Below are 13,122 nucleotides of genomic sequence, written 5' to 3'. Positions count from 1 at the left end.
AGGTCGGGCCCGGCGAGCGCGACCGCAGCGGGTTCCTCCGGTCGAGCCTCCGGCCGGGACCGTCACCGACCGGTCCCGGCCGGGCTCGACGCATGGCACCCCCGTACTGCGAGCAGGAGTCCACCTCGTGTCCATGTTCCGCAAGACCGTGCTGACGTCCGCCGTGATCGGCGCCGGCCTCGTCTCGACCGCGGGAGCCGCCTTCGCCGGCGACGCCCCCTGCGAGAGCCACCACGGCCACTCCTCGTCGGAGTCCTCCTCGGACTGCAGCAACACCGCCGGCGGCTCGGTCCACAACGGCGGCGCGACGAACGTCGGCAGCCTCCTGAACGGCAGCCAGGGCGCTCTCGGCCTCAACGTGTGCCACGTCCTCGACGGCAACAGCGTCCTGAGTGGCAACACCGTGCGCGTGTTGAGCCCGGCGGACGACACCGAGATCCCCGCCTCGGGCCTCGACGCCGAGTCCCCCTCAGGCGCCCGGACGGCTGCCGCCCCCGCGCCGCAGACGGCCCCGGCCCCGAAGGCCGCCCCGGCCCCGCCGACCACCGAGACGGTGCCGATCCGGTAGTCCAGGCTTCTCCCGACGGCCCCGGCCCTCTCCTCCGCGGAGAGGACCGGGGCCGTTCGCTTGTGCGGGACCTCTCGAGTGGGCGCTCGCGGCTGTCGGCGGAGCCTCCAGCGCCCACCCGGTCACGTTCTCGGTGCCGAGCCCGAGAACCGGGTCGCGAGGACTCGGTTCCCGGCGTCCTCCGTGGCTCGACCCCGTCCGGCTCGCCGAGTGGGTCGTCACGGCTGCCCGGTGGACCCTCAGCGCCCGCTCGGCGGTCGGCGCGGGGAGCGAGCCGTCGCGGGCGCGCAGCCGCGGCCCCACCTCGTGCGCCACGTGCGGAACCACCGCCCCACTCGTCCTCGGGGGGCCGTTCCGGACATGCACCATCGTCGCAGGTCAGCGGAATGTTCCATCACGAACGGGCGAACGTCGTGACGGACCCGTGACCTGCGCTGGTCCCACCGCGTTGAGCGCTCTGTGACTGACCGGCACGGAGAGTCAACTCCCGCCGGACCGACAGCTCGACGATTCCTCGGGGGAATTCAGATGCAGATGTTCCGCAAGGCCGCCGTCGCCACCCTGATCATGGGTGCGGGCCTCGCCTCCACCGCCGGCGTGGCCATGGCCCACGAGCACGGTGGCGACGCCGCCAAGGGCTGCTCCAACGCCGCCGCCGCCAAGAGCAGCAACGGCACGGACCGCACGCTGGGCGACACGACCGGTGGCGACCAGGACCTCGACCTGAGCAACACCTGCGACATCCTCAACGACAACGAGGTCCTCAGCGGGAACAACGTCGCGGCCGCCGGCGGCACGGTCACCAACGGCGACACCACGACGATCGACGAGACCTCCACCTCGACCTCGACGATCACCGACATCTTCAGCGGGCTCCTCCCCGTCTGATAGCGGTCCTCCTGCCACCTCGGGCCGGATTCCCACGCGCTGCCCCGGACGACCTCCGGGGCTCTGCTCCCCAGCAGCGTGGGAATCCGGCCCGACGTGTGTCGTCACCCGTTCGGCGGACAATTGTCGGCAACGGTGACGCGGGCTCGAGATCGAGCGATACCCGGGACGAGACCGGAACGCGATCGGCATTCCGGACAGGAGCTCGAATCCCAGGGGGAACACATCATGAAGAACGTCCTCGGTCGTGTCGCCGTCGCCGCCGCCGTCGCCGGAGTGGGTCTCGCCTCCACGGCGGGAATTGCGTCCGCCGCCCCGTCGAACTCGTGCTCGAACACGGTGAAGTCGGTCACGAAGAACTCGGCCGGGCGGACCATCGGAAACGTCACCGGCGGTTCCCAGACCATCACGACGTCGAACTCGTGCGGCAACGGGAACGGCAACACGATCGGCAGCAACAACAACATCGCCACGGCCGGTGGGACGATCCGCAACGGGAACCAGACCACCATCACCCGGACGAGCACCCGGACGACGAACGTCTCCTTCGACTCCTTCTTCGGCCCCGGGTTCCCCTTCAACTGACCCGTCCCGACCGACCGACCCCAGGCCGGCATCCGCACCGCGGATGCCGGCCTTCGTCGTCTCCGGGTAGGGCCTTGAGCTGGGCGAACGCCCATCAGGCGGGCGGGGAGGCCGGACCGCGGGTAGGACGCACACGTCCGGGTGACGTGCCGACCCACCGTGCCCGTCGGGGGGTCGGCCGCGAGCTCGGCGCCGCCGCGCCGACCCCACGGGCCCGCATCCGCGTCGGCGGGGAGGTGCGTCGTCGTTCCTGCACCAGAAAGGGGGTGCGGGACGTCGGGAAGAACCGTGGAGCGTGCCGCCGAAATCGCCCGTTAGCTCACGAACGGGGGAACGTCGTGATTTCCCCGTGACCCCTCACTGGGCCGTCCGTTGGGTAGCACGTGGCCATCTTGCGCGTCGGAACGTGCAGGGCCGGATGCACGTCACACCGACCATCGGGGGAATACGAAATGTCGATGCTGCGCAAGACCGTTCTCGCCACCGCGATCATCGGCGCGGGCCTGGGCTCCATGTCCGGTGCCGCGTTCGCGCACGACCACCACGACGGTGGCGCGGCGAAGGGCTGCTCCAACGCGATCGCGGCGGAGTCGGAGAACGGCTCGGGCCGTTCGCTGGGCGACACCACCGGTGGCGACCAGGACCTGGACGCCTCGAACTTCTGCAACATCCTGAACGGCAACGAGGTCCTCAGCGACAACAACGCCGCGCTCGGCGGGACGATCACCAACGGTGACACCACCGACATCACGGAGACCTCGACCGAGACGACGACCGAGACCTCGGACACCACGGTCCCGGCCCCGCCCGCCGGTGGCGGCGCCGGCGGCGGCCTTCCGGACCTCGGCGGCCTGCTCGGCGGCCTCTTCGGCTGAGCCGACCGGCTCCGCTCGCTCTTCCGCTCGTTCTCCGCTCCCCTTCCGCTCGTCTCCTGGAGTCACCTCTCATGTCGATGTTCCGCAAGTCCGTCCTCACTCTCGCCGTCGTGGGCGCGGGCCTGGGCTCCATGTCCGGTGCCGCGTTCGCCTCCGACCACCACGACGGCGGCTCGGCCAAGGGCTGCTCCAACGCGATCGCGGCGGAGTCGGAGAACGGCTCGGGCCGTTCGCTGGGCGACACCGTCGGTGGCGACCAGGACCTGAGCGCCTCGAACTTCTGCGACATCCTCAACGACAACGAGCTGCTCAGCGGCAACAACGCCGCCCTCGGTGGCGTCATCACCAACGGTGACACCACCGACATCACCGAGACCTCGACCGAGACGAACACCGAGTCCTCGGAGACCACGATCCCGATCCTCGGCGACCTGCTCGGCGGCCTCCTCGGCGGCTGATCCGCCGTCCGCTCCCGTTCGCTCCCCGCTTCCTTTCCTTCTGGAGTCACTCATGTCGATGTTCCGTAAGTCCGTCCTGACCGTCGCCGTCGTCGGCGCGAGCCTCGGCTCGTTCGCCGGCATCGCCACCGCCCACGAGGCCGCGCCGGCCAAGGGCTGCTCGAACGCGGCGAAGGCGGCGTCGGAGAACTCGTCGGGCCGGTCGCTCGGCGACACCACGGGCGGCGCGCAGGACATCAGCGGGTCGAACTTCTGCGACATCCTCAACGGCAACAAGGTCCTGAGCGACAACAACGTCGCGGGGGCCCTCGGGACGATCACCAACGGTGACACCACCGACATCACGCGGTCGTCCACCGACACCGACACCTCGACGTCCACCACGACGCTGGGCGACTAGTTCCGAAGACCACTGGACGGGCCTGCCCGTTCGGAGTCGGAGGGGTGGGCCGGCGTTCACGCCGGCCCACCCCGCTCCCCCTCCCTCGCGGGTGTCCGACCACCCGCACTCCGTTCGCCCCCGCCCGGGATGATCCCGGCCGGCTCATCCCAGGAGAAAACCCATGTCCGTCCTCCGTTCCGCCGTCCTCGCCACCGTCATCGCGGGTGCCGGCCTCGGCTCCCTCGCCGGTGTCGCCTCCGCCCACGAGGCCGCCCCGGCCGCCGGCTGCTCGAACGCCGTCAAGGCCTCCAGCGAGAACGGCGCCGGCCGCACCCTGGGCGACACGACCGGTGGGGACCAGGACATCTCGGGCTCGAACGTCTGCGACATCCTCAACGGCAACGAGATCGCCTCGGACAACAACGTGGCCGCGCTCGCCGGCACCATCACCAACGGCGACACCGTGACCCGCACCTCGACCGAGACCGAGGAGACCTCGATCGTCACGACGATCACCGGGCTCCTCGGCCTCTGATCCACGCCCGCCACACCGCCGGCCGGTGTCCCTCCCACCACGGGAGGGGCACCGGCCGTCGTCGTCGGGACTAGGTTGTGCCGCCATGCTGCTCGTCGTCGACCACCCGCTGGCCCGCACGCGCCTGACGACCCTGCGCGACGCGCGCACCGACCGCGCCGCCTTCCGCGCCGCCGTCGCCGACCTGACCACGATGCTCGTCTACGAGGCCCTGCGCGACGCCCCCGTCACCGAGACCCGCGTGACCACGCCCGTCGCCGACACCGCCGGCACCGAGCTCGCCGCCCCGCCGGTGCTGGTCCCCGTGCTGCGGGCGGGGCTCGGGATGGCCGAGGCCGCGTACGCCCAGGTCCCGGGCGCCCTCATGGGGTTCGTCGGGGTGGCGCGCGACGAGGAGACCCTGCAGCCCACGCCGTACATGGAGTCGCTGCCCGCCGACCTCGCCGGACGGCCGGTCTTCGTCCTCGACCCGATGCTCGCGACCGGCGGCTCGATGGCGCACACGATCGACCTGCTCGTCGCGCGCGGCGCCGACGACGTGACCGCGGTCTGCGTGGTGGCCGCGCCCGAGGGCGTGGACCGCCTGACGGGGGCGCACCCCACGGTGCGGGTGGTGACGGCGACGGTCGACGAGCGGCTCAACGAGTACGGCTACATCGTCCCGGGGCTCGGCGACGCGGGGGACCGGCAGTTCGGCGCGATGTAGTCGCGGCAAGCCGTCGCTGCCCCGGCCGCTCGTACCTCGCGCCGGATCAGCCGACAGCGCCGCGGAGGGCGCGCCGCGCCCGTCGGCGGGACCGGCGGGGGCGGTCCTCGACGGCACCGGGAGAATGGGTCCATGAGCGAGTCCGTGCTGACCGCCGTCGCGTGGCCCTACGCGAACGGCCCCCGGCACATCGGCCACGTGTCCGGCTTCGGTGTGCCCTCCGACGTGTTCTCCCGCTACCAGCGGATGGTCGGCAACCGGGTCCTCATGGTCTCCGGGACCGACGAGCACGGCACCCCGATCCAGGTCCAGGCCGACGCCGAGGGCACCACCCCCCGCGAGCTCGTCGACCGGTACAGCCGGGTGATCCAGGACGACCTGGTCGGCCTCGGCCTGTCCTACGACCTGTTCACCCGCACCTCCACCGACAACCACCACCGCGTGGTCCAGGAGCTGTTCACCGCGCTGTGGCGCAACGGCTACGTGCTGCCCGAGACGACGCTCGGCGCGATCAGCCCGTCGACGGGGCGCACGCTGCCCGACCGCTACATCGAGGGCATCTGCCCCATCTGCAACTACCCGCACGCGCGCGGCGACCAGTGCGACAACTGCGGCAACCAGCTCGACCCGGCCGACCTCGGGGAGCCCCGCAGCCGCATCAACGGCGAGACCCCCGAGTTCCGGGAGACCGAGCAGCTGATGCTCGACCTCCCCGCCTTCTCGCAGTCGCTGCACCGCTGGCTCGACACGCGGACCGCGTGGCGCCCGAACGTCCTCAACTTCAGCCGCAACCTCATCGACGACCTCAAGCCGCGCGCGATCAGCCGCGACATCGACTGGGGCGTCAAGATCCCGCTCGACGGCTGGTTCGACTCGCCGATGAAGCGCTTCTACGTCTGGTTCGACGCCGTCGTCGGCTACCTGTCGGCGTCGGTGGAGTGGGCCGAGCGCACGGGCGACAAGGACGCCTGGAAGCAGTGGTGGTGCGACCCGGCGGCGTCGGCCTACTACTTCATGGGCAAGGACAACATCACCTTCCACTCGGTGATGTGGCCCGCGATCCTGCTCGGCAACAACGGCGCGGGGGACCGGGGCGGGAACCCGGGCGAGCTCGGCACCCTGAACCTCCCCACCGAGGTGGTCTCCAGCGAGTTCCTGACGATGTCCGGGTCCAAGTTCTCGACGAGCCGCGGCACCGTCATCTACGTCGGGGACTTCCTGCGCGAGTTCGGGCCCGACGCGCTGCGCTACTTCATCGCGGTGGCCGGCCCGGAGAACCAGGACACCGACTTCACCTGGGACGAGTTCGTCCGGCGCACCAACTTCGAGCTCGCCAACGAGTGGGGCAACCTCGTCAACCGCTCCGTCTCGATGGCGGCGAAGAACGTCGGCGCGGTCCCCGAGCCCACGCGGCCCGAGGCGGCCGACGCGGAGCTGCTCGCGCAGTCCAAGGCGGCCTTCACGACGATCGGCGCGCACCTGCAGCGCTCGCGGTTCAAGCAGGCCTCGTCCGAGGCGATGCGCGTGGTGGGGGCGGCGAACGCCTACCTGAGCCACCAGGAGCCGTGGAAGCGCAAGGACGACCCCGAGCGGCGCGACACGATCCTGCACACCGCGCTGCAGGTGGTGCAGGACGCCAACACGCTGCTCACCCCCTTCCTCCCGCACGCCGCGCAGAAGGTCCACGAGGCCCTCGGCGGCACCGGGGTGTGGGCCGCGCAGCCGCACCGCGAGGACTCCGGGGTGACCAGCACGCTGGGCACCACCCACTCCGTCCTCACCGGCGACTACGCGGGGGAGCAGGCCCGCTGGGAGTCCACCCCGATCCCCGTCGGCCGTCCCCTGGCCCGGCCCACCCCGCTGTTCGCGAAGCTCGACCCCGGCCTGGGCGAGACCGGCCCGGAGTGGGCCCCGATCACCCCCGCATGAGCAGCAGCAAGGACCGGGTCCCCCCGCCCCTGCCGGAGCCGATCGACGGCGGCGTCGTCGACAGCCACACCCACCTCGACGCCTGCGGGGCCACCGACCCGGCCACGCTCGCGGAGGTCCTCGACCGGGCCACCGCGGCGGGCGTCGGGGCGATGGTGACGACGGCCGACGACCTCGCGTCTGCCCGGTGGGCGGCCTGGGCGGCCGGCACCGACCCGCGGGTGTACGCCGCGGTCGGCCTGCACCCCACGCGGTCGAACGACCTCGACGACGCCGCGCGGGCCGAGATCGAGGCCCTGGCCGCGGCCCCGCGCGTCGTCGCGATCGGGGAGTCGGGGCTCGACGACTACTGGACCACCCGCCGGGAGGACTGCGCGCCCCTCGAGGTCCAGCGCGAGGCGTTCGCCTGGCACGTCGACCTCGCCAAGCGCACCGGGCTCCCGCTGGTGATCCACGACCGGGAGGCCCACGACGGCATCCTCGACGTCCTGCGCGCCGAGGGGGCGCCCGACACGGTCGTCTTCCACTGCTTCTCCGGGGGACCGGACCTGGCGCGCGTCTGCGCCGAGCACGGGTGGCTCATGTCGTTCTCCGGGACCGCGACGTTCCGCAACGCGAACGCCGTCGAGCTCCGGGAGGCGGCCGCCGGTGCCCCGGCCGACCTCGTGCTGACCGAGACCGACGCCCCGTTTCTCACCCCGCACCCGTACCGCGGTAGGCCGAACGAGCCCTACGTGATCCCCCACACGGTCCGAGACCTCGCGGAGCTGCGTGACGAGCCGGCCGAGGAGCTCGCCGCGGCGGCCACCCGGAACGCCCAACGGAGCTTCCGGCTGGCCGAACAGCCTCAACCGTGACGCGCTGTCGAACGAAGGTGCACGCAGTGACCGCGCTCGTCGTCGCCCGACTGCCGCTCGGCGCACCACGAACGTGTCGGCTTGGTAACGACGGCTCGGTGGTCGTTACCGTGCCGTGACTCGCCGGGATGGAACCAACCCCCGGCATCCGGGATGACCCGGAACTCTCCCCAGGGTTCCCGGTCGGGGCTCGACCCGGATGCGGTTCCTGCCCGGACGCACGGATGAAGCGGATTTCTTCTGTGGCTCTACTGCGCTCCCCCCTCTCGTCGGTCCTGTCGTCGTCGGTCACCGCTCACGCCGTGGCCGCCCGATGAGCGCCGACTCGACGCGGACCGCCGTCCGCGACGACTCGCAGGCGGACACCGGCTGGTTCGACGCTCTCGAGGAGCGCTGGACCGACGACGGCTGGGACGGCCTGAACGCCGGGACCGCCGAGTGGCAGGCCCGCCGCAGCGACGCCGCGGCCCAGCAGGCCCCCCGCACGGGTCCGCTCCCCACCTGGGCCAGTGACATCACCGGTCCGTTGCCGGTCGCGGGGCCGGGCTGGGCAGCGCCCGGCACCGCGACCGTCGACACCGGGTCGACTGAGGTCCCCGACCTCGACGAGTGGAACGACCTCGAGTCGCGCACCGGGCTGACCGGCTCGGCCGCCACCCGCACCGCCGCGCCGCGGTCGGTCTCCGCGCCGGCCGGGCTCGACCCGCAGACCTACCGCGAGCGCGACCTCACCGACACCGGGCGCTACTCGCTCGCCGTCAAGGGCGGCGTCGCCGCGGCCCTCATCGCGGTGGCCGCCGGCGGCAGCACCGCGGTCGCGCTGGACAAGGAGGTGACGGTCTCGGTCGACGGCGTCGACCAGGTCGTCCACACCTTCTCCGGCACCGTCGCCGGGGCGCTCTCCTCCGGGGACATCCAGGTCGGCCCCACCGACCAGATGTCGCCGTCGCCCGACGCGCCGATCCGCGACGGCGACCGCCTCGTCGTCAACCACTCGCGCCAGGTCAACCTGGTGGTCGACGGCAAGCCGCAGACCATCACGACGACCGCCACGACGGTCGCCGAGGCCCTCGGCCAGCTCGGCATGCCGACCCAGGCGCTCGCCGCCTCGGCGCCCCTCGGCGCGCTCATCCCGTCGACCGGCATGAACCTCGCGGTCGCGCTCCCGAAGACGATCACCTTCGTCGACGGCGGCGGTGCCCCGCAGCAGCTCACGACGACGGCCACGTCGCTCCAGGACCTCCTGGCCCAGCGCGGTCTGCAGATGGGCCCGCTCGACGCCGCCAGCCAGACCTCCCTGGTCGACGGCGCGGCCATCACGATCACCCGCAACGCCGTCACCCAGGTCACCGAGACCAAGCCGATCGCGCCCCCGATGCAGACCGTCGAGGACCCGACGATGAACGCCGGGACCACGAAGGTCGACCAGCCGGGCCAGGCGGGCGAGCAGGTCCAGGCCTTCACGGTGAACACCACCAACGGCAAGGAGACCGCCCGCACCGCCACCGGTGCCCCGACGGTCACCAAGGCGCCCGTCGGCGGCGTGATCCGCAAGGGCACCAAGAAGGACGCCCCGGCCATCGGCAGCACGGCCAAGTGGGACCGCATGGCCAAGTGCGAGGCCGGCGGCGACTGGTCGATCAACACCGGGAACGGCTATTACGGCGGTCTGCAGTTCGACAAGCAGACCTGGAACGCCTACGGCGGCGGGAAGTACGCCGCCCGGGCCGACCTGGCCTCCAAGGAGGAGCAGATCGCGGTCGCGGAGAAGGTGCGCGACGCCCGCGGCGGCTACGGCGCCTGGCCGGTCTGCGGCAAGAAGTAGCTCCGGCGAGCCAGCAACGGCTCAGTGCTGTCACCTGACGTGAGGGTGGCGCCACTCGCGCATCGGGCCCTGGGATCATGGACCACGTGATCCCGGGGCCCGTGCGTCTGTTCGGGGCCGCCGACGTCCGGGCGCTGGCCGACGAGCTCGGTGTGCGCCCCACGAAGAAGCTCGGCCAGAACTTCGTCCACGACGCCAACACGGTGCGCCGGATCGTGCGCCTGGCCGAGGTGCGTGACGACGACGTGGTCCTCGAGGTCGGTCCCGGCCTGGGCTCGCTGACCCTCGCGCTGCTCGAGGCGGCCGCCTCGGTGGTGGCCGTCGAGATCGACCCGGTGCTCTCCGAGCGCCTCCCGCGCACGGCGGACGAACGCGCGCCCGGGACCGAGCTCCACGTCGTCCTCGCCGACGCCCTGCGCATCACCGCGGCCGACCTGCCCGGGACGCCCACGGCCCTCGTCGCGAACCTGCCCTACAACGTCGCGGTCCCGGTGGTGCTGCACCTGCTCGCGGAGCTCCCGACGCTGCGCCACGGGCTCGTCATGGTCCAGTCGGAGGTCGCCGACCGGCTCGCCGCCGGCCCCGGCGAGCCCGCCTACGGCTCGCCGAGCGCGAAGCTCGCCTGGTACGCCGACGCCCGCCGCGCCGGCCCCGTGCCGCGCGGCGTGTTCTGGCCCGTGCCGGGGGTCGACTCGGCCCTCGTCGCGTTCACCCGCCACGACGAGCCCGACGGGGATCGTCGGGCCGTCTTCGCCGCCGTCGACGCGGCCTTCGCGCAGCGCCGCAAGAGCCTGCGGGCCGCGCTCGCCGGCTGGGCGGGCTCCCCGGCCGAGGCCGAGCGCCGCCTGCGCGCCGCCGGGATCGACCCGAGCGAGCGCGGCGAGCAGCTCGGCATCGACCGGTTCGCCGCGCTGGCGGCCACCACCTGACGGAGCGAGCGGCACTCTCGCGCACATAGAAGCAGCGGGAGTGCCGCTCGCTCCTACGCCGCGGGCGCCGGCAGCAGCCGCTCCACGAGGTCGGAGAGCGTCAGCAGCCCGAGCGGGCCGTCGGGGCCCTCCACGAGCGCGAGGTGCGACCGGCGCTCCCGCATCGTCGTGACCGCGGCCTGCAGCGGGGTGTCGGCCTCGAGGCGCAGGACCGGGCGCATGACCTCGCGGGCGGTGGTGCCCGGCGGGCTGGTGAGGGTGTCGCGGACGTGCACGAACCCGACCGGCCGGTCGCCCTCGGACACCACGAGCCGCAGGTGCCCGCTCGTCCGGGCGGTCGAGCGCACCGTGGCCACGTCGTCGTCGGCGTCGACGCCCACCGGCTCGTGCACCAGGTCGCGCACCGGGGTGCGCTCCAGCTCGAGGGCGGCGAGCAGCTGGTCGCGGCGCCCGGGGTCGAGCGTGCCGGTCTCCGCGGAGTGGTCGACGAGCTCACGCAGGTCGTCGGGTCCGCGCCCACCGCCCATCTCGTCCACCGGCTCGACGCCGACGGCGCGCAGGCACCGGTTCGCGGCGCCGTTGAGCACCAGCAGCAGGGGCCGGGTGACGACCATGAACGCCCGCATCGGCAGCGCCAGCAGCACCGCGGAGCGCTCGGGGTGGGCGATGGCCCACGACTTCGGCGCCATCTCGCCGACCACCAGGTGCAGGAAGGTCACGACGATCAGCGAGAGCACGAACGAGGCGACCCCGGCGGCCGCGGCCGGTACGCCCCATCCGGTGAGCAGCGGGTTCAGCGCGTCGTCGACGGCGGGCTTGGTGATCGCGCCCAGCGCCAGGGTGCACACCGTGATGCCGAGCTGGGAGCCCGCGAGCAGCAGCGACAGGTCCCGCGAGCTGCGCAGGGCGGCCCGCGCGGAGGCGCTCGTCGCGGCCTGCTCCTCGAGGCGGTAGGACCGCGCCGCCACGAGGGCGAACTCCACGGCGACGAAGAACGCCGACAGCGCGATCAGCGCGATCGACACGACGATCTCGACGGCGCTCATCGGCCGGCCTCCTCGGCCGGCGCGGAGCCGGTCGTCTCCTGGGACACGGTCCACTCCAGGTGCACGGTCGAGGGCACCCGCCGCTCGACCTCCCGCACCGTGACCCGCAGCGCGCGGGCGGGCTCGTCGGGATCGTCGGCGGGGATCGTCACGACGACGGCGTCGCCGGGCTCGGGCAGCCGCCCCAGTTCCGCGACGACGAGGCCGCCGACGGTCTGGTAGCCGCCCTCGGGCAGGTCGGCGTCGATCAGCCGGGACACCTCGTCGACGTGGCGATCACCCGGCACCTCCCATCCCCTATCGGAGTGCTCCCCCAGCCCGCGCGCCATGTCGGTACCGGGAGGGTCGTGCTCGTCGGTGATCTCCCCGACGAGCTCCTCGGCGACGTCCTCCACGGTGATGACGCCGGCGAGGTCGCCGTACTCGTCGAGCACGCAGGCCAGCTCCTCGCCCTCGGCGCGGAGCCGCTCGAGGACCTGCGGCAGTGCCAGCGACGAGGGCACCAGCACCGGTGCCCGCATGAGGTCGGTGACGTGGGTGGTGTCGTGCGGGCCGTCGTGGGCGAGGACGTCGCGCAGGCGGACGACGCCGACGAGGTCGGGCGCCCGCCCGGCGCCGTCGTCGTCGGCGGTCTCCGGCGGGACACCGAGCACCGGGTAGCGGGAGTGCCCGCCCGCCATGAGCTCGACGAGGGTGGCGACGGTGTCCTGCGCGTGCACCCAGGCCACGCGGGGGCGCGGGATCATCGCGGCGCGGGCCGTGCGGTCGGAGAAGTCGACGGCGCGGTCGAGCAGCGCCGCGAGGTCGGGGCGCAGGTCCCCGGAGTCGCGGGAGTCGTCGATGATCGCCTCGAGGTCGCGGGGGGTGGCCGAGTGCTCCACGTCGTGGACCGGCTCGATGCGCAGGGCCCGGAGCAGCGCGTTCGAGGCGGCGTCGAAGAGCCGGATCAGCCAGCCGAACGCGCCGAGGTAGACCTTCGTCGAGAGCGCGAGGGCGCGGGCCACCGGTTCGGGGCGGGCGATCGCGAGGTTCTTCGGGAAGAGCTCGCCGAACACCATCTGCACCACGGTCGAGACCAGGAGCGCGATCACCGTGCCGACGGCGATCCCGACGGCCGTGGGCACGCCGACCCCGCCGAGCAGCTCGCCGATGCCGTCGCCGATCAGCGGCTCGGCGACGTAGCCGACCAGCAGCCCGGTGACGGTGATGCCGAGCTGGGCGCCGGAGAGCATGAAGGAGGTGCGGCGGGTGATGTCGAGGGCGCGGACGGCGCCGGCGTCGCCCTCGGCCGCGCGGGCGCGCAGCCGGGCCCGGTCGACGGCCATGTAGCCGAACTCCTGGGCGACGAAGTAGCCGGTCGCGGCGGTGATGAGGACCACCACGACGAGGCCGAGCAGGATGCCGAGGATCGTGCCGATCATCCGGGGGCCACCGCCCGGCCGGTCGACGGGGCGGTGATGGGACTGCCGCTGGGGTCCATGGCTCCTGACTCGGGGGGTGCACGGTGCGTCCCCCCGCCAACGTGTGTCCGGAATAGGA

Annotated in this window: 14 protein-coding genes; 12 read left to right on the top strand and 2 right to left on the bottom strand. The window is 72.9% G+C overall.

Features of this window, described 5'->3' with window-relative positions; all coding sequences use genetic code 11:
• Positions 1 to 133 precede the first annotated feature (133 nt).
• The 12 genes from ACFPBZ_RS16680 (at position 134) to rsmA (ending at position 10,537) form a co-directional block, all read left to right on the top strand.
• The gene (locus tag ACFPBZ_RS16680; RefSeq protein ID WP_378037206.1) at positions 134 to 568 is read left to right on the top strand and encodes a hypothetical protein; all 435 of its coding nucleotides are present in this window, start codon (positions 134 to 136) and stop codon (positions 566 to 568) included.
• A gap of 528 nt (positions 569 to 1,096) precedes the next feature.
• Entirely contained in the window at positions 1,097 to 1,456 is a 360-nt protein-coding gene (locus ACFPBZ_RS16675; RefSeq protein WP_378037205.1) for a hypothetical protein, read from the top strand.
• Positions 1,457 to 1,684: 228 nt separating this feature from the next.
• Positions 1,685 to 2,041, top strand: coding sequence for a hypothetical protein (locus ACFPBZ_RS16670; protein ID WP_378037204.1), 357 nt, complete (start codon positions 1,685 to 1,687; stop codon positions 2,039 to 2,041).
• A gap of 458 nt (positions 2,042 to 2,499) precedes the next feature.
• Positions 2,500 to 2,916 carry a hypothetical protein gene (locus ACFPBZ_RS16665; protein ID WP_378037203.1) on the top strand — a complete coding sequence of 139 codons (417 nt, stop codon included), beginning with the start codon at positions 2,500 to 2,502 and terminating at the stop codon, positions 2,914 to 2,916.
• 71 nt (positions 2,917 to 2,987) lie between these two features.
• A complete protein-coding gene (locus ACFPBZ_RS16660) occupies positions 2,988 to 3,374 on the top strand; it encodes a hypothetical protein (RefSeq protein WP_378037202.1) in 387 nt (128 codons plus the stop codon).
• Positions 3,375 to 3,426: 52 nt separating this feature from the next.
• On the top strand, positions 3,427 to 3,774 hold the full coding sequence (locus ACFPBZ_RS16655; RefSeq protein WP_378037201.1) for a hypothetical protein: 348 nt from the start codon (positions 3,427 to 3,429) through the stop codon (positions 3,772 to 3,774).
• Positions 3,775 to 3,937: 163 nt separating this feature from the next.
• Positions 3,938 to 4,291 (top strand): hypothetical protein, encoded by a 354-nt coding sequence (locus ACFPBZ_RS16650; protein ID WP_378037200.1) that lies wholly within the window; start codon positions 3,938 to 3,940, stop codon positions 4,289 to 4,291.
• Between the two features lie 85 nt (positions 4,292 to 4,376).
• Entirely contained in the window at positions 4,377 to 4,997 is a 621-nt protein-coding gene (gene upp, locus ACFPBZ_RS16645) for a uracil phosphoribosyltransferase (protein ID WP_378037199.1), read from the top strand.
• A gap of 132 nt (positions 4,998 to 5,129) precedes the next feature.
• Entirely contained in the window at positions 5,130 to 6,926 is a 1,797-nt protein-coding gene (gene metG, locus ACFPBZ_RS16640; protein ID WP_378037198.1) for a methionine--tRNA ligase, read from the top strand.
• Positions 6,923 to 7,783, top strand: coding sequence for a TatD family hydrolase (locus ACFPBZ_RS16635; protein ID WP_378037197.1), 861 nt, complete (start codon positions 6,923 to 6,925; stop codon positions 7,781 to 7,783). The genes metG and ACFPBZ_RS16635 overlap by 4 nt, the downstream gene beginning before the upstream one ends.
• A gap of 313 nt (positions 7,784 to 8,096) precedes the next feature.
• Positions 8,097 to 9,608 (top strand): transglycosylase family protein, encoded by a 1,512-nt coding sequence (locus tag ACFPBZ_RS16630; protein WP_378037196.1) that lies wholly within the window; start codon positions 8,097 to 8,099, stop codon positions 9,606 to 9,608.
• A gap of 77 nt (positions 9,609 to 9,685) precedes the next feature.
• The gene (gene rsmA / locus ACFPBZ_RS16625) at positions 9,686 to 10,537 is read left to right on the top strand and encodes a 16S rRNA (adenine(1518)-N(6)/adenine(1519)-N(6))-dimethyltransferase RsmA (RefSeq protein ID WP_378037195.1); all 852 of its coding nucleotides are present in this window, start codon (positions 9,686 to 9,688) and stop codon (positions 10,535 to 10,537) included.
• Between the two features lie 53 nt (positions 10,538 to 10,590).
• On the opposite strand, the gene ACFPBZ_RS16620 is transcribed toward rsmA, so the two are convergent.
• Together ACFPBZ_RS16620 and ACFPBZ_RS16615 are read right to left on the bottom strand one after the other, a co-directional pair.
• Entirely contained in the window at positions 10,591 to 11,583 is a 993-nt protein-coding gene (locus ACFPBZ_RS16620) for a hemolysin family protein (protein ID WP_378037194.1), read from the bottom strand.
• Entirely contained in the window at positions 11,580 to 13,004 is a 1,425-nt protein-coding gene (locus ACFPBZ_RS16615) for a hemolysin family protein (RefSeq protein ID WP_378037193.1), read from the bottom strand. The genes ACFPBZ_RS16620 and ACFPBZ_RS16615 overlap by 4 nt, the downstream gene beginning before the upstream one ends.
• Between the last annotated feature and the right edge of the window lie 118 nt (positions 13,005 to 13,122).

It is taken from the genome of Actinomycetospora atypica (assembly GCF_042653685.1).
GTDB classification, from domain to species: domain Bacteria; phylum Actinomycetota; class Actinomycetes; order Mycobacteriales; family Pseudonocardiaceae; genus Actinomycetospora; species Actinomycetospora atypica.
This window is presented reverse-complemented; position numbering and strand designations above follow the sequence as displayed.